Genomic DNA, 20,918 nt, shown 5'->3' on the forward strand with positions numbered 1-20,918 from the left:
GGTGGTCTCCCTCGGTCGACCGTGGACGGACAGGACACTTGCAGCGGGGCAAGTATACGCACGGACGCCCGCGTGACCAGCCGTCACACGACCTACCGCGCGGCGACCACCTTCCGACCGGCGTCGAGGAGGCGGGCGGCCCGGGGAGAGTCCCGCAACGCCTCGGCGTAGTGCGTCAGCGTCAGCCCCACCGCGGGCGCCGGCACGCCCCGGTTGGCGAGGATGTCGACGAGCCAGTCGACGAACTCGGTGAAGAGCGTGTCGTCGTCCACGTAGAGCGCGGCGGCCAGGAAATCCACGATGTAACCGAGGTCGCTGACCGTCGAGTCCAGTTGGGCGGGCGTGTAGTCCCGGGTCGCCGGCGCCCGCTCCCGCAGGTCGGCCAGCGCCGAGTCGACCAGCTCACCACGCCGCTTCACGAGGCTCGCGTACTCGTCGTCGGCCAGGTGGGACAGCTCCGCCGGGGGCGTCCGCCGCAGCGTCCGCTCGTCGGCGACCAGGTCCGCCGCCGACGGCGCGTCGGGCGCCCAGGCGACCCCGAGCCGGCGGGCCCACCGTCCGTCGGCGCCGAAGCCCCGCCCGCCGACGACCACGGGAACGTCGGAGCGGCGGCACGCCTCGATCATGCGGTGCGCGTGCGGCAGCCGCATCGGCAGCGCGCAGGCCAGCGCGACGGCGTGCGCGTCGTGCCGGTGCAGGTACGACACCAGGTGCGCGGCCGGCACGCTCGCGCCGAGAAAGGTGACCTGCCAGCCGCGCAGGCGCAGCACCTCGGCGACCAGCCGGGGCGGCAGCGCGTGCCACTCGCCGTCCATGCAGGCGACGACGACCCGTCCACGGGTCGGGCGCGGGCCGGCGTACGCGGCAACGGCCGCCACCACCCGCTCGCTGATGTGGGTGGCGGCGTGTTCCTGGGCCACGCTCCACTCGTTGCGGGCCCAACGGTCCCCCACCTCGGCCTGGGCGGGGGCGACCAGGTCGAGCAGCACCCGCTCCGCGGGCAGCCCGTCGTCGAGCAGGCGGGTCGCCACCTCGACGGCGGCGTACTCGTCGGCCTCGGCCAGGCAGTGCAGGTAGCGGGACCAGGCGGCGGCCAGCCCCACCCCGGTGGTCGGGGCGGTCACGCGGGCGCCTCCCTCTCCTCGTCGGTCGTTGCGCGGTCGGGCACGGCGTGCAGGTGCCGGGGCGTACGCCCGGCCGGGCCGGTCGCGCGGAGCGCGAGCACGGCGATGTCGTCGTGGTCCCCGTCGGCCAGCCAGTCACAGGTGACCTGTTCGATCCGTTCCGCCAGGGCCGGCGCCGGCATGCGCTGGCACCCCGTGACGGCGGTGACCAGCCGGTCGGTGCCGAACTGCTCGTGCCCGCGGCGCCCGCCGCGGGCCTCGGTCACGCCGTCGCTGTAGAGCAGGCAGGTCTCGCCCGCGTCGAGGTGGACCGTCTGCTCGCCGACGCGCGGATCGGGCACGACGCCGACAAGCATCCCGCGCAGCGGCACCTGCTCGACCTCGCCGGAGTTGCGCAGCACCAGCGGCGGCAGGTGACCGCCGCCGGCCAGCGTCAGGGTCACGCCACCGTCGCGGCACGGGCGGACCACCCCGACCACCATCGTCGCGAACCGCCCCCGGTCGTACACCTGGGTGGTCTCCAGCAGGGCGTCGTTGAGCAGCTTGAGCAGCCGCCCCGGGTTGGTCTCGACCCGGTGCAGCGCGTGGAGGCACTGACGTAGCTGGCCGGTGAACACGGCCGCCTCGACGCCCTTGCCGGACACGTCACCGAGGAAGAACAGGGACCCGCCGTCGGTCAGCCGGTGGGAGCCGTAGAAGTCGCCGCCGATGCGCAACCCGCCCCGCGCCGGACGGTACGCCGTGCCCCACTGGACGCCGGTGGCCTCGGCCGGCTCCACCGGCAGCAGGCTGGCCTGGAGGGTGTCGGCGACCTCGGCCTGGTCGCGGTAGAGCAAAGCGGTCGTCAACGCCGCCCCGGCCCGCGCGGCGAACGCCCGGACCAGGTCCACGTCGGCGTCCTCGTACCACCGGGCGGCCCGCCGGGCGACCAGCAGCACCCCGGCCGGCACGTCGCGGCCGGGCAGCGGCACCACCCGGGCGCACGCGTCCGCCGAGGTGAGGCCGGGCAGCCAGCCCGCCTCGACGGCCTGTTCGACGAGCCAGTCCACGGCGTGCGGCTCGGCGCCGTCCAGCCCGTGGACGACGGCCGGTGGCAGGTCGGCCACGGATACGACCCCGTTGTCCACGACGGGGGTCTCGTCGTCGGCGAGGGAGGCGCGCCACCAGCGGGCCCGTCCGGCGCGGGGGGCCAGCACCAGGACCGCGACCTCCCCGAGGGTGGGTACGGCGAGCCGGACGACCGCCGAGGCGGCGCGGTCCGGGTGCAGCGGGTTGCCGAGTTTCTCGCCGACCACCGCGAGGAACGCCGACCGGGCCCGCTCCGCGAGCAGCGCGTCGGCGCGCGAGGCGGTCTCGGTCACGTCCTCGACGTACCAGCAGGAACGGCCGGACGACAGGGCCACCCGGCGGGACCGCAGCCGGCGGCCGTGGTGCGTGAAGTCGCCGGAGAGGAGCCCGGGCACGGCGGCCACCGCGAGCGGCTGACCGGCTGTGACCTCGGGGAGAAGCCGCTCGGCCACCGGGCTGACGTGCCGCACGACGTCGTCGGCGTCGCAGACGACGAGGCCCTCCCGCACGTGCTCGACGACCTCCGACCATTCGGGTGCGACGGGACCCCGGCCGGGCGCGAGTGCCGGGAGGGCACGGGTGAGACGAGCCGGGGCGTCGGCGGGCCACGCCGGAGCCCGTGCGGCATTCGGCGTGGAGATCCGTCCGTCGCCCGGGTCCTGACCCCGGACGTCGGCAGCAGTCACCAGCTGAGCCCCACTCCTCGTCGACACCCGCACTGCGCCGGAAACGACGCTTGTGGTCAAATCTCTGCGTCCCACCCTACGCCGGTACACCGGTACCGCCACCCCACGCCTTCGCGGGGCCGCGCTTCTCGCCCGGGTCGCCGCCGTTGCAGGAGCAGCGGACCGGCGACCGGCGTCGAGCGCGTGTTGCTACGATCCCGGAGACGCTTGCCGACCGGCAGCCTGCGGAAAGGCGTGATCGTGCTAGCCCATGGGAGGAACCCGGAGCCGGCGCCGCTGAGCATGGCCGTCGACCGGTCGAATCCGGACGCTCCGCTCATCCGGGTCACGGGCGACCTCGCGTACACCACCGCCGGCCCGCTCCGGAACGAGGTCGACCGGATTCTCGCCGAACTCCCGCCCGCCCTCGTCTTCGACTTCGCCGACCTGCACTTCATCGACAGCACCGGTCTGGGCGTCATCGTGCACGCCTGGCGTGAGGGGCAGACCGGGGGCACGGTGATCGAACTGCGGACGGTGCCCCGGTTCCTGGAGACGATCCTCGACCTGACCGGCGTCGCGGGCCTGCTCGCGCGTCCGGTCACGGACAACGGACCCGACACGGGTGACCCGGCGGAGCGTCCGGTCGCCCCGGCCTGAGCCGCCACGCCGCCCCGGCGGTTGCCAATCACGTCGCGCCTGGGAACATGGAGGCATGGGGGCGCCGCTGTTGACGATCGAGGTGACCCGGCTGCACGCCGGGTGCGCCCGGCTCCGGTTGACCGGCGACCTCGACTTCGACAGCGCGCCGGAGCTCGTCGAGGCGGCTGCGGCGGCGCGCCGGGACGGCCATCAGGAGCTCCTGATCGACCTGGGCGGGGTCGGCCTCTGCGACTCGTCCGGGCTGAGCGCCCTGGTCGTGGTCCACCGCGCCGGCACGGGTGCGGTGCGCCTGTCGGGCGTGGGCCCGCAGCTTCAGCAACTGCTCGAGCGCACCGGCCTGGTCGAACTGCTGGCCGTCGAGCGCAGCGGGGGCGACGACCTCCGCGAGGCCGGCTGACCGCTCCCGAGCCGGGCGCCCGCCCGGGGACGGGCCCGGGTCGTGCCGCCGTCGAGGGGGGGATGGCCCCCGACCCTGGGACCAGGGGTCGGGGGCCGGAGTGATGCTCAGGGTGCGGGCACCGCCTGCCGGCGGGGTCCGGTCGCCCGCTCGGGTACGGCCGGTGGCGGTTCGGCGTCGTCGGGCTCGCCGGAGGCGGGGGTCTGGAAGAGGTAGCGGACGAACTCCCCACCCGCCTCGTTGTCGTCCGCTCCCGGCCACTGCCCGACGCAGTCCACGCCGATCACCTCGCGGCCGGTGCCGTCGGCCTCCTCCAACAGCGCCCACAGGCTGACGGGGTAGCAGCGCGTGTCGCCGGGGGCGAGCTGCCAGCGCGCGTACCAGCCGGGTCGGGCGGGGACGATCTCGACGATCCTCTTCATCACGACCTTCCCTTCCGGGTGCCTCGGAGGTTCCCGGTCCGCTGCGATCGTCCAGCCGTGCCGGGTGACCGTCCCTCACCCGCGCCGGATGAAGCTCGTACCCGATCGGGCCGCGTCGGCGGCGCCCACCGCGGGACCGGCCGACCCATCCGTTTCGTGGCCGGCGGCGTCCGTTTCGTGGTCGGCGGCGACGGGAAGGCGACCGGCTGGAAGCCAGGGAACACCAGCGGAAGCGAGGTGTCACCATGCGCAAACAGATGGAGGGCGACAACCAGCGCCGCCGCGCGCTGGCCCGCCAGGCCCGGGGACGCGGCCTGCAGCCCAGCGAAACCGGCGCCAGTCTGAGCGCGTCGAAGCAGTTGACCAGCCTCGAACAGGGACGACGGAACGGGCCGCCCCCGGCGGGTCGCCGCAAACCGGACACCACACGCGGTGGGCCCGCACCGCCGCCGGCCGGCATTCCGGACAATCCCCGGCCGATGGCGGACCCGGCTGTGGCCTCCCCGGCAGCGACCGCGATCGGCTACCGCGAACTGGTCGACGACGTGGGCCGCCGGGCCGGGGTGGATTTCCGCACCGCCAAGGTGGGGGCGGAGGCGACCGTGCTGGTCCTGGCCCGGGCGCTCGATGAGGCGGAGCGCCGCCGATTGCTGGACGCCGTGCCGATGTCCCTGCACGACGTCACGCCGGTCGACGGCATCGAGAGCCACGCCGACGTGCCCGGTTTCCTGGCCGAGGTGGGCCGGATCAGCGGCCGTACGCCCGAACAGGCCCGCTACCAGGCCGAGGCGACCCTCGCCGCGCTGGCCGACCGGGACGGCGACCTGATTGAGTCCCTGCACGTACCGGACGGGTTGCGGGAGCTGCTCGCCCCACCTGAGCCCGGCGGCGGTCTGGTGGGCGCCACCGCCACGACCCCGCCGCTCAGCGAGGCGGAGGTGCGCGAGGCACTGGCCGATCTGCCGTACTGGTCCGGTGACGCGAACGGGCTGTCGCGGACGGTGGTGTTGCCGTCGGACAACCTCGACCGCGTACTCGACCGCCTCGACCTGCTCAAGCAGCAGACCGGTCGCGGTCCGCGGATCGCCCGGCCGGACGCCACCACCGCCCTGGTGACCGTGGCGACCGTCCGGTCCCGGCAGGACCGTTCGGTGACCGCCCCCGACGTCGACCTGGCGCACGCCGTCGACGACGCGATCGACGAGGTGGGCGCCGGGATGAACAGCGGCTGACCGCGTTCGCCGGCCGGCGGGCTGCCGCCCCGCCGGCCGGCGCCGGCGCTGCGAAGAAGCCCTGTTGGCATGGACTAGCCTGCCCTCTCATGGACGCCCCCGACGACCGGCTGGAGCTGGTCGTCGACCCGGCCCGGCCCACCGGGCGCACGCTCCTCGCGGCCGGTGTCGAGCAGTCGTACGTGGACGTCGCCGATCCGCGGTACCTGCACTTCGAGTACGTCCGCCGGATGGCCGCCGTGATCGACCTGGCCGCGCCGCCCGGCCGGCCGATGCGGGCGCTGCACCTCGGTGGCGGCGCGCTGACCCTGCCGCGCTACCTCGCGGCGACCCGGCCCGGCTCGACGCAGGTGGTGGTCGAGCGGGACCGGGCCGTCGTCGATCTGGTGGCACGGGACCTGCCGCCCCTGCCGGCCGGGGTCGAGATCCAGGTGGCCGACGCGCGGGAGGCGGTCACCGCCGCCCCCGCGGGCACGTACGACGTGGTGCTGGCCGACATCTACCGCGCGGCCCGGATGCCGCCGCACGTCGCCACCGTGGAGTTCGCCGCCGAGGTGGCCCGGGTGCTGCGCCCCGACGGCATCCACCTCGTCAACGTCACCGACCTTCCGCCGCTGGTCCACGCCCGCGTGCAGGCGGCGACGCTGCGGGCGGTGTTCGCCGACGTGTGCCTCGTGGCCGACCGGCGGATGCTGCGCGGCCGGCGGTACGGCAACCTGGTGCTCGCCGCCGGGCGGCGTCCCGACCGGCTGCCGGTGCCGCGCCTGGTGGTACGCGCGCTGCGCGATCCGGCGCCGGGCAGCGTCCTGCACGGCCCGGCCCTCGACGCCTTCGTGGCGGGCGCCCGCCCCCGCACCGACGCGTCCGCGCGTTGACGAGGAGCCGCGCGCCTACACGCGGGCGGGGACCTCCGGTGAGCTGCTCTCCAGCGGCACGGCGTTGGCGGGCACCAGGCCCAGCTGCACCGCCGGGCGGGTCATCGTCGCGTCGAGCACCCAGTCGGAGGCCACCCGGGCGCGGTTGCCGGGCATCGCGAGCAGGTGGTAGCCGCGGGTGACCGCCTTCGCGGGCAGCCCGGACAGGGGCACCTTCAGCGGGTTCGCGGCCGCGTCCCGGCCGCCCAGGTCGACCACCCAGCCCAGGTCGTAGTGCTTGTACGTCTTGCGCCTGCCCTGCCCGTACGACGCGGCGATGTTGTGGGCTACGAGTTTGCCCTGCCGTTGCGCGTGCTGGGCGGTCATCGTGCACATCTCCCCGGGCCGGGTCAGGTCGGGCACCGCGGCGGCGTCGCCGCACGCGTACACCTCGGGGAAGCCGGGGACGGTGAGGTACTCGTCGGTCACCAGGCGACCCTTCTCGGTCCGCAGCCCGAGCTGGGCGACGAACGGATCCGGGCGGACGCCCACGCACCAGACCAGTGTGCAGGTGGGGACGTACTCGCCGTCGGTGAGCTTCACCCCGTCGGCGGTGGCGACGGCCACCGACGTGCCCATGCGCACGTCGACACCGCGCCGGTCGAGAACCCGGTGGGCGGTGTCCGACATCCGCTTGTCCAGCTCGGGGAGCGCCCGGGACGCCACGTCGAGCAGCATCCACCGGGGCCGGATCTTCAGGCGGGGCCGCTGCGCGGACAGCCGGTCGGTGAAGAGCTGCCCGTGGGCGGCCACCTCGGTGCCGGTGTAGCCGGCCCCGACCACCACGAAGGTGGCCCGGGCGCGCTGCTCGGCCGGGTCGGTGGCCTGCTCGGCCAGCTCGATCTGCCGCACGATGTGGTCGTGCAGGTAGAGGGCCTCGGGCAGGCTGCGGAAGCCGGTGGCGTACTCGGTCACTCCGGGGATGGGCAGCAGCTTGTTGACGCTGCCGACGGCGAGCACGAGACGGTCGTACGCGATGCGGTTGCGCTCGCCCTCCGGCTGGGTGAAGCCGACCCAGCGGTTCTGCAGGTCGACGTGGTCGGCCTCGCCGATGATGACGCGGACCCCGTCGAGGGTGCCGGTCAGCGGCACCGAGAGCCGTCGCGGCTCCACCACGCCGGCGGCCACCTCGGGCAGCAGCGGCAGGTAGAGGAAGTAGTCGGTCGCGTTCAGCACGACGATCTCGGCCCGGTCCTTCGCCAGCCGGCTGAGCGTCTTCGCCGCGTGGTACCCGGCGAACCCGGCCCCCACGATCACCACACGAGGCTTCGTCATGCCCGGTGCCGTTCCCACCGATACCCGAGACAAACGTGGCGAGTCGGGCGCTCAACCGCCGGCGGTTCACCCGGCGCGGGTGAGGGCGCCTCACCCGGGCCGGGCGCAGGGTGGTCCCACCGAGGAAAGGGGGAGCACCGATGAGCATGCCCATGTCGAACGAGCAGCGGAAGCCGATCTACCTGCGGCAGAGCGGGCGCACGCAGCTCACCCCGCGCCAGCGCCGCCGTGTCGATCACAAGCAGGGCCGCATCGAGCGCCTGGGCGGCCAGCGCCGCGAGGCCCGGGGCCCCGGTCGGTGACCCTGATCCGGCCTCCACGGGGCCGGATCAGCACCCGGTCAGGGTGCGGTGATCGCCCAGCGCTCGTGGTCCCGCCACGCGCCGTCGATGTACAGGTAGTCGGGCGAGTAGCCCTCCAGCCGGAAGCCCAGCCTGCCGGCCACCCGGCGGGAGGGCTCGTTGCCCGGCTGGATGTTGGCCTCCAGACGGTGCAGCCCGAGCGCGGTGAAGGCGTGCTGCACCACCAGGCCGATGCCGGCGGAGGCGTGCCCGGTGCCGCTGTACGGCAGGAAGGCCGCGTAGCCGAGGAAGCCCCCGCGCAGCGCGCCCAGGATGATGCCGCTGATGTTCGCGTACCCGGCGATGGCGCCGCTCGCGCGGTCGCAGATCAGGTAGCCGGAGTGGTCCCGGCGGCGCAGCTTCGCGAGGTACGCGGCGTACGCCTGCGCGTCGTCCGGGGCGGACAGCCACGGGTGGTGCAACTCCCGGCTGCGGCGGGCGGCGGCGACGAACTCGGCCTCGTCGGCGGGTCGGGGACGGCGGATGCCCACCCGCCCGTCGGTGCGCAGGTACCTCACGGCGGACCACTCTGACCGCCGGTCGCGCCGCTGTCCAGTCGTGGGTCGCCGGTCAGTCGGCGGAACGCCGTGCGACGGCGGCGCGGGCCGCGTTCACGAACGCCCAGAACACCGGCAGCGTCGTCCGCCCACGCCCGGCGCGGGTGTTCTCCCCGAACATGGCGTCGCGCAGCGGGGTGGTCAGCTCCAGTTGCGCCCCCGCCCCGGTCAGCGTGCGGTTGACGATGTTCCGCGGGCTCACCCCGGCCAGGGCGGGATCGGCGGCCCCGTCCAGAGCGGTGATGCCCGCCGCGGCCAACTCCTCCCGCAGGTACGCCTTCAGCGCCGCGTCGAGCCCGCCGACGAGGACCGCCTGACCGGTTCCGGGGAGTCCGGCCTGGGCCGGGGTGCACCCGTGCAGGGAGATCGCGTACCGGGCGGCGCTGCACAGCGACACGGCCTGCGGGTCGTCGCACCCGGTGGAGGTGACGTGCAGCTCGGTGTTGCGCCGGTCGCGCAGCCCCTCGAACATCCAGTAGTCGTACAGCGGGGCTCCGGCGGTGACCGGGGCGAGGGTCGCCGGGTGGTAGCCCGCCACGGCCAGGCACAGCTCCGAGGTGCCGGCCTCGATGCCACCGCCGTGCATGGCGATCACGACCGCGCTGGGAGGGTCCGCCGTCCCGGACCGGTCGTCGTCGACCGCGCCGTGCCGATGGAACCGCCGGCCGTAGTCGACGCCCTCGCGAAGGGAGGGGTCGGCGTACAGCTCCGTGTTCGACCGGTACACGGAGCCACTCAGAGCGGGCGCGGGTGCGGCTGGTCGAGCGGCATCGGCACCTGGAGGAACGTGGTGCCCCGCAGGTCCAGCCAGGCGCGGTCGGGGGCCCGCACCAGGCGCAGCATCACCTCGGTGCAGACCGGGCAGCGCGCCACCAGGCCCGGGGCGTGCGACCACACCTGGAGCGCGGCCACCGGGCCGGCCATCCCGCAGTTGTCGCAGCGGCCGGTGGCGGTGCTCAGGTCGACCGCGAACAGCTCCCGCAGCGGGCCGTCCAGCATGTTGCCGTCCAGGTAGGACATCTCGGTCATGGTTTCCCCCTCGGCGGGTCAGCCGGTCGGCCCGAACCGTTCGGTCCGCACCCGGCGGGTCTCGTGTCCCAGACCGACCAGCAGGTCGGCGACCGTCTCCACGAAGCCGGTCGGGCCGCAGACGTAGCACAGCGGTCGCAGGTCGGGCGGCCAGCCGTGGGTGTTGACGTCGGCGAGGCCGATCCGGTGCGGCTCCCCCCGCCAGCCCTCGGGGGCCTCCCGGGTGTACACGTACGCCACGTCGAGGCCGAAGTCGTCGCGGACCCGGCGGCGCAGCTCGTCGGCGTAGAAGACGTCCGCCGGCGTGCGGACGGAGTAGAGCAGCCGGAACGGCGCCCGGCTGCCGGCGGCACGGCGGGCCCGGACCATCGCCATCAGCGGCACGACCCCCGACCCGCCCCCCACCAGCAGCACCGGCGCGGTCTCCGTCGGACGCCACACGAACCAGCCGCCGACCGGGCCACGCACCTCCACCGGGTCGCCCTCGGCGTACGTGTCGATGAGGTACGGCGACACCTCGCCGTCGGGCACCCGCTGCACGGTCAGCTCGATCCGGTCCCCGTCGGCGGGCCCGGCCAGCGAATACGACCGGGCCGCCTGGTAGCCGTCCTCGGCGGTGAGCCGCACGTCGACGTGCTGCCCGGCGAGGTGCCCGGGCCAGCCGGGAACCTCCAGGACGAGGGTCTGCGCGGTCGCCGTCTCCGTCCGGCGCTCGATGAGCCGGGCCACCCGCCAGGTCAGCGGGGCGACCCGGGCGCCCGCCGTCGGTGCCGCCATCAGTCGCCCTGGTACCGCTGCTCACGCCACGGGTCGCCGTAGTCGTGGTAGCCGGCGGTCTCCCAGAACCCGGGCTGGTCGGTGGTGCCCAGCCGGATGCCGCGCACCCACTTCGCGGACTTCCAGAAGTACAGGTGCGGGACGAGCAGCCGGGCCGGCCCGCCGTGCTCGGCGGGCAGCGGCCCCCCGTCGTACGTGTGCGCCACCCAGGCCCGCGCGCCGCGCAGGTCGGCCAGGGGCAGGTTGGTCGTGTAGCCGCCGTACGAGTGGGCCAGCGCGTAGTGGGCGGCGGTGTCGACGCCGTCGAGCAGCGTGTCCAGGGAGACGCCCCGCCAGTCGGTGTCGCGCTTGGACCAGCGGGTCACGCAGTGGATGTCGACCGTGACCGTCTCCTGCGGGAGGGCCATCATCTCGTCCCACGTCCACCGGTACTCGGCGCCGGTCTCGGACGTGATGACGAACTCCCAGGTGTCCAGGGGCACCTTCGGGGTCGGGCCGGCCGACAGCACCGGGAAGTCCTCGGTCAGGTACTGGCCCGGCGGCAGGGCCGGCTCCGCCGAGCGGGGCCGGCCCTGGAAGCCCGGTGACACGATTCCCACCCGTCAGTCCTACCACCCCGGGCGGAGCGTCCGCACCCCCTCGCGGGAAGGAACCCGTGGCGGGTGACCGTCAGCGGCGCTCGGCGACGATCTCCCGCTCGCCCGGCGCGCGGTCGCGGGTGGCGCGCAGGCTGGTGAGGGTGACCACCACCAGCACCACGACGATCACGGCGAGGGAGATCGGCGTGGGGATCTCCGGCACGCCGGCCCAGATGCCGTGCGCCCAGTGCAGGGCGAGCTTGACACCGATGAAGCCGAGAATGATCGACAGGCCGTAGGTGAGGTGGACCAGTCGGCTCAGCGCGGCGTGCAGGACGAAGTAGAGCGCCCGCAGGCCGAGCAGGGCGAACGCGTTGGTGGCGAAGACCAGGTACGGGTCCTCGGTGATGCCGTAGACGGCGGGCACCGAGTCGACCGCGAACACCACGTCGGTGGCGAGCACCGCCACCACCACGAGGGCCAACGGGGTGAGCGTCCGCCGGCCGTCGAGGCGGACGACCATCCTCGTGCCGTGGTAGTCGTCGGTGACCGGCATGAACTTCCGCAGCAGGCGCACCGAGCGCATCTTGTTGATGTCGACCTCCTGCTGGTGGCCGGACAGCGCGTCCCGGAGCAGCTTCGCGGCGGTCACCAGCAGGATGGCGGCGAAGAGCAGGAAGGCGAAGTCGAGCGTCTGGAGGGCGGCGGCGCCGAGGGCGATGAAGATCGCCCGAAGCACGAGCGCGCCGGCGATGCCGTAGAGCAGGACCCGCTGGGCGAGCACGGCGGGCACCGCGAACGCGGCCAGCAGCAGCATGAAGACGAAGAGGTTGTCGACCGACAGCGACTTCTCGACCAGGTAACCCGTGAGGTAGTCGATGCCCTGTTTCGACCCGTACGCCGACCAGATCCACGCGCCGAAGGCGAGCGGCAGGGCGATGTAGAACGCCGACCAGCCGAGCGCCTCCCGGAGCGACACCTCGTGCGGCCGCCGGGTGACCAGGAAGTCGAGCACCAGGAGCGCGAGCACGCCGGCGATGGTGACGGCCCACAGCGTCGGAGTGCCGACCGACTGGAGATCGGCGGCAAGGTGCAACTCAGTCATGGAGCCTCCTCGAACACGGTGTCATGCTCGAGGTCTCCTTCACCCACCTTTCGTGGGCAACCACCCGAGGCGTGCTCCGGGCACGCCGTACTGACCGGCATGGTTCGTGGGAAGTACTCCCCTCGTGGCGACAAGGTTAGGTCAGCCTCTTTCCGACCGCCAAGCAAGGTACGCCGGAGCCGGTCCCGTTCCGCTCGGAACGTCCCTCGGGTCCGGATCAGGCGGCGGTGACCGCCGCGAGCACGGCGTCGACGTCGAGGTCGGTCATGCAGGCCGGTCCCGCCGCGGACAGCGGGCAGTGGGCCTCCCACCAGCAGGGTTGCTCGGTGATCGCGGTGGGCCGCCGGTACGGGCAGTCCGGCAGCCCCTGCAGGTCGACATCGCCCGTCCCGTACCGGCGGGCGTCGGTGGGGCCGAACAGGACGACGGTGGCGGCGCCGGCGGCCGCGGCGAGCCGCACCGGCCCGGTGTCCGGGCCGACGACCACCCCGCCGCGCCGGCCGACCGCCGCGAACTGGCCGGCGAGCGTGGGCAGGTCGACCCGGGGCAGCGGTACGCCGAGCGGCGCGTCGGCGTCGACCGGCCCGACGGTGAACACCGGATGCCCGCGCCGGGTCAGCGCGGCGGCGAGGGCCCGCCAGTGCCGGGCCGGCCAGCGCTTGACCGCCATCCCCGCGTCGGTGACCAGCACCACGGGCGGCGCGAGGGGCTCGCCGACCAGGTGGCGCACCGTCCGCTCCCCGGCCCGGTGCGCCTCCTCGGGCAGGTGCACGCGGGGCCGGGTGGCCCGGTCGGCGGCGTCGAGCAGCCCCTCGGCGTGCAGGATCTCCAGGTACCGCTCCCCCACCGGCTGGTGCGGGGGCGGGTCGCGCCACAGGTTCGTCACCGTCCGGCCCGACCCGGCCACCAGCAGGTCCGGGATCCCGTCGTAGCGGGTGGTGCCGACCGCGAGGTCCGGCCGGCGGGCGGCGAGGGCCTCGACCACCGCCGCCCGCTCCGCGCCGGGGCCGCCGTGCCGTGGGGTGCGCACCTCCCCCACCGCCGGGTCGGCCCGGACCAGGTCCGCGCCCGGCTCGTGGGTGAGGATCCGCAGCCGGGCGTCGGGGTGGCGGCGGGCCAGCCCGTGCACCGCCGGCAGCAGCATCACCAGGTCGCCGATCCCGCCGAGCAGGTCGACCACCAGGATGTCCGCGTACCGGTCAGGCACCCGTCCGCTCCAGGGCCCGCCGGTAGACGTCACGGTGCGCGGCGGCCGCCCGGGGCCAGGAGTACGCGGCCGCGAAGGCGCGACCGCGCTCGGCGAGCCGCCGGCGCAGCACCGGATCGGCGAGGAGGCGCCCCACCGTACGCGCCACCGCCGCGCTGTCCCGCCGGGCCGGGATCACCGCGACCGCCCCGCTGGCGTGCAGGTCGTCTTCCGGTCGGTCCGGCCGGGTCACCGCGGTCGGCACGCCGTGGGCCAGGGCGGCGAGCAGCGCCCCGCTCTTGGTGCCCACTCCGGCGGTGAACGGCAGCACGGCCACGTCGGCGGCGTGCAGCGCGGCGGAGACCCGCGTGGCGGGGACGTGCCCGGTGAACGTGACGGCGTCGGCGACGCCGCACCGGGTCGCGATCCCGGTCAGCTCGGCCCGGAACGCGCGGGCCTCCGGTTCGGGCAGCGCCTGCGAGGCGAACCCGCCCACCACCAGCAGGCGCAGCTCCGGATGGATCCGGCGCAGGTCGGGCAGCGCCTCGATGAGGTACCGGACGCCCTTGACCGGGTGCACGAAGCCGAAGAAGAGGAGCAGCGGCGCGGCCTCCGGCAGGCCCAGTTCGTCCCGCAGGTGCGCCCCTGCGGTGGCCGCGCCGGGCTCGTCGGTGACGTTCGGCGCGATCGGGATGTGCACGGGCTCGCGGCCGGCGCGTTCCCGCACCACCGAGGCGTGCCCGGCGTTCGTGACGATCACCGCCGCGCTGGCCGGCACCAGCCGGCCGGACTCGCGGTCCCAGCACCGGATCCGCTCCACCGCCGACCACACCGGGCCGGGCAGCCACGACGGGTACGCCCACCAGCCGTACTCATGCAGCGTGGTGACCAGCGGCAGGCGTCGGGGCAGCCGCAGCGGCAGCAGGCCGGCGTGCCCGGTGAACCGGTACGCCGACGGCGCGAACTGCACGTGCACCACGTCCGGGGCCAGCTCGCGGACGTGCCGGGCGGCCCGGGCGGCGGCGCGGCTCCACCGGTGACCGTCGGGGCGGACCGGCACCGGCGTCACCTCGACGCCCACGCCGCGCAGGGCGTCGACCAGGTGCGTCACGTAGTCGCTGACCCCGTCCGAGTCCGGGTGTCCGGGGCCGTGCAGCATGGCCACCCTGATCCGGTCGTCGGCCACGCCACCTCCCCGTCCGCCCAGGTGGCGTTCCCGGCCCCTTACCGCACAAACCCGCGACCGCCTATCGTGGCCCGGTGACCGAGGACGTTCCGGCCGGCCCCCTCGCCGGCGTACGGGTGATCGAGCTGGCCGGGATCGGGCCGGGGCCGTTCACCGCGATGATGCTGGCCGACCTGGGCGCGGACGTGGTCCGCGTGGACCGGGTGACCGACGCGGACCCGTCCGCGTTCGGCAGCCCGCACCCGGACCTGCTCAACCGGGGTCGCCGCTCGATCGCGGTCGACCTGAAGTCGCCGGGCGGCCGGGACGTGGTGCTCGCGCTGGTGGCCGGGGCGGACGCGCTGATCGAGGGCTTCCGGCCCGGCGTGACCGAGCGGCTGGGTCTCGGGCCGGCGGACTGCCACGCGGTCAACCCGCGTCTCGTGTACGGGCGGATGACCGGCTGGGGACAGGACGGCCCGGCCGCGCCGTACGCGGGGCACGACATCGGCTACCTCGCGCTGACCGGGGCGCTGCACGGCATCGGCCGGGCCGGCGAGCGGCCGGTGCCGCCGATGAACCTGCTCGGCGACTTCGGTGGCGGCGGGATGGTGCTCGCCCTGGGCCTGGTCAGCGCCCTGTACGCGGTACGCGGCGGCGCGCCGGGGCAGGTGGTGGACGCGGCCATCGTGGACGGTGTGTCGGTGCTCAGCACCCAGATCCACGCGCTGCGGCGGCTCGGCATGTGGCAGGATCCGCGCGGGGTGAACCTGCTCGACGGCGGCGCGCCGTTCTACGACACGTACGAGTGCGCCGACGGGAAGCACGTGGCGGTCGGCGCGTTGGAGCAGCGCTTCTACGACGAGCTGGTGCGGCGGACCGGCTTCCCGCTGCCCGGCGACGAGGCACTGGACCGTACCGACCCGGCGAACTGGCCGGCGCTGCGGGAGGCGTGGGCGCGGCTGTTCCGTACCCGTACGCGCGACGAGTGGGCGAAGGTGCTCGCCGACTCGGATGCCTGTGTGGCCCCGGTGCTGGACTGGACGGAGGCCCCGGCACACCCGCACCTGGCCGCGCGCGGCACGTTCGTCGAGCGGGACGGAGCGACGCAGCCGGCGCCCGCCCCGCGCTTCTCCGGCACCCCGACGTCGCTGCGGCGGCCACCGCCGCAGCCGGGCGAGCACACCGACGAGCTGCTGGCGGAGGCCGGTTTCGACGCCGAGCGGATCGCCGCCCTCCGCACGGGCGGCGCCATCGCCTGAGGTGTGCGGTCGACGCGGGCGTCCTACCGGCCCCGGTCAGGACCGGCGCAGCGTCGCGCCCGGGGCGAGCGCCGGCTCCACCATGTCCCGGTAGTCGCGGGGCAGTTGCACCACCACGTCGTCGAACTCGCCGCCGCTGATCGCCTCGCGCAGCGTGGTGAACACCGCCCGCACCGCGTCCCGCGCGGTCGGCTCGTCCACGTGCGCCCGCGCGGCCACCCGGGTCACGAACTCCGCCGCCCCGAGACGCTGCGCCGACTCGTTGTCCGGGCCCGGCTTCAGCACCACCTGCAACGGACGGGGCAACTGCACGGCCAGGTCCAGCACCTCCCCGCCGGTCAGCCGCTCCGCCAGGGTCTCCAGCGTCGCCCGGGTCAGCTCCACCGCCTGCTCCGACGGGGTACGGGTGCGCTGCGCGACCTGGTCGATGAAGGTGTCGTAGTTCATGCGTGCTCCCTCGGAATCCGGCCCCGCGTGTACCCGCAACCCCGCCCGGAAAACGAGCCGAGTTACCCGCCGGTCGGGCGCGTGAGTCCGGCCCGGACGGGTAACCGCCGCCGGTCGTGACCGGATCGATGCCCTGAGGAGCTCACCATCATGGCGACGTACGCCGACGTGCTGCAGTACCTGTCGAGCCTGGACTACCCGGCGGAGAAGGACGACGTGGTACGCGAGGCCGAACGGGAGGGTGCCCCGCCGGACGTGCTGCGCGCCCTGCGTGCCCTGCCGCCGCAGGTCGACTACGCCAACGGCAACGAGGTGGCCCGCTCGGCGGGAATCGAGGCCGCGCCGGAGGTCGGCCGCTCCCAGCGCGCCGCGCAGGCGAGGGACACGAAGCACCAGCGGGTGTCACAGCACCTGCGCAGCATCTGACGCATCCGTGGCGGTGCGGATGCCGGACGGGCACCCCCCGGCCGCGGTGCAGCTCACCGTCATGGGCGTGGTCGGCGTGGTGGCCGCCGCCGTCAGCGCGGCGCTCGGCATGGAGACCCTCGCGCCCCTGATCGGGTGGGACGCTGCCGCGTTGACGTGGCTGGTGCTGGTGTGGCACAAGCTGTGGCCGCTGGACGCCGAGGACACCGCACGGCTCTCGCTCCGCGAGGACCCGAACCGGGCCGTACGGGACGTGCTGTTGCTGGTGGCGTGCCTGGCCAGCCTGCTGGCGATCGCGTTCGTGGTGACCACCGCGCACAGCGCGCCCACCCGGATGGTCCGGGACGCCTTCGGCGGCCTGGGTGTGCTGAGCGTCCTGCTGTCGTGGTTCGTGGTGCACACCGTCTTCGCCGCGCGGTACGCCCGGCTCTACTACATGGACGACAACGGCGGGATCGAGTTCAGCCAGACCGGCCCGCCCTGCTACACGGACTTCGCGTACCTGGCGTTCACCGTCGGTGCGACCTTCCAGGTGTCGGACACGACGATAACCAGCATCGAGATGCGCCGGACCGTGCTGCGGCACTCGATGGTGTCGTACCTGTTCGGGGCGTTCGTCATCGCGGCGATCGTGAACCTGCTGGTCAGTCTGCCGAGGTGAGCCGGCCCGGAACAGGCAGGCGCCCCGGGTCGCGAACCGCGACCAGGGGCGCCGTACACGGACCTGTCCCGGTGGTCTGCGCGCCCGAACCGGATCGCGCTCACCAGGCAGTTGCCCTACGCCCGAACCGGGCGGGCATTTCTGCCGCGCTCAGCATACGACATGACATCCCCCGAACGGGTGGAAATTTCGGATGACTGTGGGCTGGCGCACGTGCGTCAGCGGATCAGTTCCGCGTACTGCTGCTCCAGGTCCACCCTCGCCAGTGCGCCCACCAGCCAGGCCAGCCGCTCCGACTCGCCGCTGCCGGCGAGGCCGGCGAGGTCGTCGGCGGAGCGCCCCAGCCCGAGCCGCCGCGCCGCGACCAGCGCACGCCGGTCGGCCACCGGCGCCACCTCCCGCCACAGCGCCTGCGCCTCCCGCAGGAAGAGGTCGACCACCGTGCCGTCCACTCCGGGCAGCTCGGTGAGCAGCGCCCGCTCCCGGGCCGGATCGTGATGGGCGGCCGACCGCAGCCGGCGCAGGTCGCCCCGGTACCGCTCGACGACGGTGCGCGCCAGATCACCAAGGGTGGTGGCGAGCGCGTCGACGTCCCCGCGCTGGCCGTTCTCGCGCAGCACCCGTACGCGGTCGGCGTGCAGCGAGCGGGCCAGCCGCGCCGCGCTGTCCCACCCGTTCGCGGGCAGGGCGTGCGCGCTGTCCAGGGCGCGCCGGAAGTCGCCCCGCCGGGCCAGCAGCACGGCGAGGCAGAGGATCTGGAACAGGCTCGACGGGTTGTTGGTGACCCGGAAGCCGTACTGCTCGGCGAAGCCTCGCCCGCCGCCGGCCAGCCGCCGGACCAGGCGCTTCTTGTCCTCGATGGTGGAGATGCTCGGCATGGGCGGCGACTACCCGTCCCGGGCCGGACCACGCCTGCCGGCCCGGAGCGGTCAGCCGTGCACGCCTCCGCTGCGGTCGCGGGCCTTCAGCCGGGTGGTGGGCAGCGCGGGTGCGGGCAGCGGGGGCGCCGGATCGTCCGCGACCACGCCGAACCGGTGCCCGGCCATCCAGTCCTCCCGGGCGGCGACGACCTCCTCGTGCGAGCGCCCGACGAAGTTCCACCACATCACCAGCGGCTCGTCGAACGGCGTACCGCCGAGCAGCAGCAGCCGGCTTCCCGGCTCACCGCGCAGGGTCAGTCGCTCCCGTCCCGTCCCGAGATAGAGCAGCGCGCAGGGGGTCAGGGCCACCCCGTCGACGTCCGCGGCGCCGGACATGGCCAGCAGCCCGTACTCGAAGTCGGGACGCAGCCGCAGCGTGGCCGGCGCCGGCCCGCGCGGCTCGAGCTGCGCGCCCAGCAGCGGCGTGTGCACCACCGCCGGGGAGCGCTCCCCGGCCAGCTCGCCCACCAGCAGGGTCACGTCGAGGTCGTCGTCGCGCCAGCGCGGCAGCTCCGCGTGGTGGGCGAAGTCCGCCTCACCGGCCCGCGCCGGGTCCGGCAGCGCCACCCACAGCTGCACGCCGTGCATGAGGGGCGGATGCTGGGCGGGCGACCGCTCCGAGTGGGCGATGCCGTGCCCCGAGGTCATCACGTTGAGCTGGCCCGGGCGGATCGGCTGCACGTTGCCGAGGCTGTCGCGGTGCAGGATCTCCCCGTCCAGCAGCCAGGTCACCGTCTGCAGGCCGGTGTGCGGGTGCGGTGGCACCTCCATGCCGGGCCGCTCGGCGACGTCGTCCGGGCCGAAGTGGTCGACGAAGCACCACGCCCCGACCAGCCGCCGCTGCCGCTGCGGGAGCAGCCGCCGCACCGTCGTGTACCGCCCCAGCGGCACGTCGTGGCCGGGCAGCAGCACACTGCCCGGATCCACCGTCGCCACACCAGGTGGGCGGGTCTCCGCCGGCATCTTCTCGGTACGCTCCACGGCCCGACTGTACGCCCGCCGCCCCTCGCTCAACCGGCGGTGACCGTGACCGCGTCGGCACTCGCGACCAGGTCCACGTACACGCGGTCGGCCGCGCGGTCCCAACCCGCGCTGCCCAGCACCGTTCCGGCGCCGACCCGGTCCGTACGCTCGTCCCCGACGGCGATCGACCCGGCGCCGGCCGCCGCACGGACCCGGACCGCCGGTTGCCCCGGCACCAGGACGTCCAGCCGGGTCACCCCGCCGCTGACGCGTACGGTGAGCGTGCCGCCGATCCGGGGCAGCCGCAGGTCGGTCCGGGTGGCACCGCCGACCAGGTCGACTCCGGCGAGACGGGCGGCGCTCAGGTCGAGCCGCTGCTCGGTGACCGCGCCGGCGAGGCGCAGCCGCCAGGTCACCCGCGCGTTGAGCACCACCTCCACGGCGGCCGGACCGGACCGGCCGGTCGGCGCGAGCCCCAGACGCACGCGGTCGCCCAGCACCTCCGGCCGGGGCACCAGGGCACCGTCGGCCGGGGCGACCATCCGGTACAGGTCGTCCCCCAGGTCAGCCATGCGCAGGTCCAGGCGGGTCAGCCCGCCGGCGAGTTCGAACGTGGCACGCTGCCGGCCGTCCCGCGCCGCGGTCAGGACGTCTCGGCCGCCGCTCGCCGCGTCGCCATCCCCGCTCTCCGGCGCGTCGGCCGCCCCCGCACCACCCGGCTCCGCGACGGGCAGCGCGGGTCCGGCGGCCCGTCCCCCAGCGGTGAACGGCAGCCCCAACCGATGCGGGTCGGACACCGTCGCCACGACGGCCAGCGCTCCAAGGGCCAGCACCACCAGCGCCGCCGCCACCAGCAGCCGTCCGGCGTACGGCCACGACGGCCGCTGCCCATCGTCGGCCCCGACCGGCGTGGCTTCGGTGATCGGCGTCGCCTGGGCGATCGGCTTTGCCCCGGCGATCGCCGTCGGCTGCGCGACGTCCATCGATCTCCCCTCTCCGCGGTCCCCACCGGGGAGTACGTGGCCACGTCACCCGCGGATCACTCCCTGAACGGACCCGGCGTTCTGGTTGCGGGCTGGGGTTCGTCTGTGGGGCCGGCTCGGTGTCCGTCCGTGTGCTGGGCTTTGTTGGTGGTTGCGGTGGTTGGGGTGGGTCCCGCCGTGCCCGGCTCCGGGCGGTCGGGCTTGATCCCTGCGCCGGTCACGGCGGGCCCCACCCCCGACCCGGTCCGGGTCCGCCCGGCCGTCTCGGCCCGAAAACCCGCCACCCACACCTCTTGATCGACTCGACGTCCTTGATGTCGGGGTGTCCGAGCGTCGGTGATACCCCGACATGCAGGAAGCCGAGTCGATCAACCGGTGTGTGCAGACGTGCAGACGCCGCTGGCCGGCACCCCGGGTTCGGGTGCCGGCCAACGGCCTGTTTCCCCTGTGCGGAAAGCCTGTGTTCGGTTGTCAGTTGTTCCAGTACTTGGCGACGAGGTCGGCGGCCTGGGTCTCCCACTGGGCGTAGTGGAACGGGTAGGCCGACACCTGCACCGTCTGGGCGGCCTTGGTCAGCGGCATCTCCTGCCAGCCGTCGACCTGCTTGAGACCCTTCAGGAACGCCATCGTGCTGTACTCGGGGTCGGTGATCTGCTCCACCGTGCCCCACCCGCTGGAGGGACGCTGCTGGAACAGGCCCTGCGAGTCGTGGTCGTTGCGCTCACCCAGATGACCCAGGTTCACCAACTTCGACTCCT

Annotated in this window: 24 protein-coding genes and 1 pseudogene; 8 read left to right on the plus strand and 17 right to left on the minus strand. The window is 74.6% G+C overall.

Annotation, left to right across the window (positions count from 1 at the left end):
• Positions 1–92 precede the first annotated feature (92 nt).
• Both HCJ94_RS27100 and HCJ94_RS27105 read right to left on the minus strand, forming a co-directional pair.
• Complete coding sequence (locus HCJ94_RS27100) at positions 93–1,124, minus strand: cobalamin B12-binding domain-containing protein (RefSeq protein WP_168003856.1); 1,032 nt, start codon at positions 1,122–1,124, stop codon at positions 93–95.
• The gene (locus HCJ94_RS27105) at positions 1,121–2,878 is read right to left on the minus strand and encodes a PP2C family protein-serine/threonine phosphatase (RefSeq protein WP_168003857.1); all 1,758 of its coding nucleotides are present in this window, start codon (positions 2,876–2,878) and stop codon (positions 1,121–1,123) included. The genes HCJ94_RS27100 and HCJ94_RS27105 overlap by 4 nt, the downstream gene beginning before the upstream one ends.
• Positions 2,879–3,112: 234 nt before the next feature.
• Here HCJ94_RS27105 and HCJ94_RS27110 point away from each other — a divergent pair, with 234 nt between their 5' ends.
• Complete coding sequence (locus HCJ94_RS27110; protein WP_309227453.1) at positions 3,113–3,517, plus strand: STAS domain-containing protein; 405 nt, start codon at positions 3,113–3,115, stop codon at positions 3,515–3,517.
• Positions 3,518–3,572: 55 nt separating this feature from the next.
• Entirely contained in the window at positions 3,573–3,917 is a 345-nt protein-coding gene (locus HCJ94_RS27115) for an STAS domain-containing protein (protein ID WP_168003858.1), read from the plus strand.
• Between the two features lie 107 nt (positions 3,918–4,024).
• Here the strand turns inward: HCJ94_RS27115 and HCJ94_RS27120 are convergent, their stop codons facing one another.
• Complete coding sequence (locus HCJ94_RS27120; RefSeq protein ID WP_168003859.1) at positions 4,025–4,339, minus strand: hypothetical protein; 315 nt, start codon at positions 4,337–4,339, stop codon at positions 4,025–4,027.
• Positions 4,340–4,584: 245 nt separating this feature from the next.
• Here HCJ94_RS27120 and HCJ94_RS27125 point away from each other — a divergent pair, with 245 nt between their 5' ends.
• Together HCJ94_RS27125 and HCJ94_RS27130 are read left to right on the plus strand one after the other, a co-directional pair.
• Complete coding sequence (locus tag HCJ94_RS27125) at positions 4,585–5,571, plus strand: DUF2267 domain-containing protein (protein ID WP_168003860.1); 987 nt, start codon at positions 4,585–4,587, stop codon at positions 5,569–5,571.
• 89 nt (positions 5,572–5,660) lie between these two features.
• Entirely contained in the window at positions 5,661–6,446 is a 786-nt protein-coding gene (locus HCJ94_RS27130; protein WP_168003861.1) for a spermidine synthase, read from the plus strand.
• Positions 6,447–6,461: 15 nt separating this feature from the next.
• On the opposite strand, the gene HCJ94_RS27135 is transcribed toward HCJ94_RS27130, so the two are convergent.
• On the minus strand, positions 6,462–7,760 hold the full coding sequence (locus tag HCJ94_RS27135; RefSeq protein WP_168003862.1) for an NAD(P)/FAD-dependent oxidoreductase: 1,299 nt from the start codon (positions 7,758–7,760) through the stop codon (positions 6,462–6,464).
• Between the two features lie 140 nt (positions 7,761–7,900).
• On the opposite strand from HCJ94_RS27135, the gene HCJ94_RS27140 reads away from it, so the two are divergent.
• Positions 7,901–8,062 (plus strand): hypothetical protein, encoded by a 162-nt coding sequence (locus HCJ94_RS27140; protein WP_168003840.1) that lies wholly within the window; start codon positions 7,901–7,903, stop codon positions 8,060–8,062.
• Positions 8,063–8,100: 38 nt separating this feature from the next.
• Here the strand turns inward: HCJ94_RS27140 and HCJ94_RS27145 are convergent, their stop codons facing one another.
• The 8 genes from HCJ94_RS27145 to HCJ94_RS27180 form a co-directional block, all read right to left on the minus strand.
• Positions 8,101–8,619: a GNAT family N-acetyltransferase gene (locus HCJ94_RS27145; protein WP_168003863.1), complete on the minus strand. Its 519-nt coding sequence runs from the start codon at positions 8,617–8,619 to the stop codon at positions 8,101–8,103.
• 52 nt (positions 8,620–8,671) lie between these two features.
• Positions 8,672–9,385 carry a poly-gamma-glutamate hydrolase family protein gene (locus HCJ94_RS27150; protein WP_168003864.1) on the minus strand — a complete coding sequence of 238 codons (714 nt, stop codon included), beginning with the start codon at positions 9,383–9,385 and terminating at the stop codon, positions 8,672–8,674.
• Between the two features lie 8 nt (positions 9,386–9,393).
• The gene (locus tag HCJ94_RS27155; RefSeq protein ID WP_168003865.1) at positions 9,394–9,687 is read right to left on the minus strand and encodes a DUF6510 family protein; all 294 of its coding nucleotides are present in this window, start codon (positions 9,685–9,687) and stop codon (positions 9,394–9,396) included.
• Between the two features lie 18 nt (positions 9,688–9,705).
• Positions 9,706–10,464, minus strand: coding sequence for a ferredoxin reductase (locus HCJ94_RS27160; protein WP_168003866.1), 759 nt, complete (start codon positions 10,462–10,464; stop codon positions 9,706–9,708).
• The gene (locus HCJ94_RS27165) at positions 10,464–11,054 is read right to left on the minus strand and encodes a sulfite oxidase-like oxidoreductase (RefSeq protein WP_309227454.1); all 591 of its coding nucleotides are present in this window, start codon (positions 11,052–11,054) and stop codon (positions 10,464–10,466) included. The genes HCJ94_RS27160 and HCJ94_RS27165 overlap by 1 nt, the downstream gene beginning before the upstream one ends.
• Positions 11,055–11,133: 79 nt before the next feature.
• A complete protein-coding gene (locus HCJ94_RS27170) occupies positions 11,134–12,147 on the minus strand; it encodes a TerC/Alx family metal homeostasis membrane protein (RefSeq protein ID WP_168003868.1) in 1,014 nt (337 codons plus the stop codon).
• A gap of 217 nt (positions 12,148–12,364) precedes the next feature.
• A complete protein-coding gene (locus HCJ94_RS27175) occupies positions 12,365–13,354 on the minus strand; it encodes a glycosyltransferase family 9 protein (protein ID WP_205801991.1) in 990 nt (329 codons plus the stop codon).
• Positions 13,347–14,519, minus strand: coding sequence for a glycosyltransferase family 4 protein (locus tag HCJ94_RS27180; RefSeq protein WP_168003869.1), 1,173 nt, complete (start codon positions 14,517–14,519; stop codon positions 13,347–13,349). Before HCJ94_RS27180 ends, HCJ94_RS27175 begins: the two co-directional genes overlap by 8 nt.
• A 74-nt stretch (positions 14,520–14,593) precedes the next feature.
• Here HCJ94_RS27180 and HCJ94_RS27185 point away from each other — a divergent pair, with 74 nt between their 5' ends.
• Entirely contained in the window at positions 14,594–15,760 is a 1,167-nt protein-coding gene (locus HCJ94_RS27185; protein WP_168003870.1) for a CaiB/BaiF CoA transferase family protein, read from the plus strand.
• Between the two features lie 36 nt (positions 15,761–15,796).
• Here HCJ94_RS27185 and HCJ94_RS27190 read toward each other — a convergent pair whose 3' ends face one another.
• Entirely contained in the window at positions 15,797–16,207 is a 411-nt protein-coding gene (locus HCJ94_RS27190; RefSeq protein WP_168003871.1) for a DUF2267 domain-containing protein, read from the minus strand.
• Between the two features lie 150 nt (positions 16,208–16,357).
• Here HCJ94_RS27190 and HCJ94_RS27195 point away from each other — a divergent pair, with 150 nt between their 5' ends.
• Both HCJ94_RS27195 and HCJ94_RS27200 read left to right on the plus strand, forming a co-directional pair.
• Entirely contained in the window at positions 16,358–16,633 is a 276-nt protein-coding gene (locus HCJ94_RS27195; RefSeq protein WP_168003872.1) for a DUF2795 domain-containing protein, read from the plus strand.
• A gap of 19 nt (positions 16,634–16,652) precedes the next feature.
• Positions 16,653–17,294 carry a DUF1345 domain-containing protein gene (locus HCJ94_RS27200; protein WP_205801992.1) on the plus strand — a complete coding sequence of 214 codons (642 nt, stop codon included), beginning with the start codon at positions 16,653–16,655 and terminating at the stop codon, positions 17,292–17,294.
• A 218-nt stretch (positions 17,295–17,512) separates the two neighbouring features.
• Here the strand turns inward: HCJ94_RS27200 and HCJ94_RS27205 are convergent, their stop codons facing one another.
• From HCJ94_RS27205 to HCJ94_RS27220, 4 genes and pseudogenes are all read right to left on the minus strand, one after another.
• On the minus strand, positions 17,513–18,172 hold the full coding sequence (locus HCJ94_RS27205) for a hypothetical protein (protein ID WP_168003873.1): 660 nt from the start codon (positions 18,170–18,172) through the stop codon (positions 17,513–17,515).
• 51 nt (positions 18,173–18,223) lie between these two features.
• Positions 18,224–19,195, minus strand: coding sequence for a pirin family protein (locus tag HCJ94_RS27210; RefSeq protein WP_168003874.1), 972 nt, complete (start codon positions 19,193–19,195; stop codon positions 18,224–18,226).
• Between the two features lie 29 nt (positions 19,196–19,224).
• Positions 19,225–20,160 carry a hypothetical protein gene (locus HCJ94_RS27215; protein ID WP_168003875.1) on the minus strand — a complete coding sequence of 312 codons (936 nt, stop codon included), beginning with the start codon at positions 20,158–20,160 and terminating at the stop codon, positions 19,225–19,227.
• Between the two features lie 471 nt (positions 20,161–20,631).
• Positions 20,632–20,918: pseudogene (locus HCJ94_RS27220) on the minus strand (hypothetical protein); the annotation flags it as partial.

Source organism: Micromonospora thermarum (genome assembly GCF_012034245.1).
Classification (GTDB): domain Bacteria; phylum Actinomycetota; class Actinomycetes; order Mycobacteriales; family Micromonosporaceae; genus Micromonospora; species Micromonospora thermarum.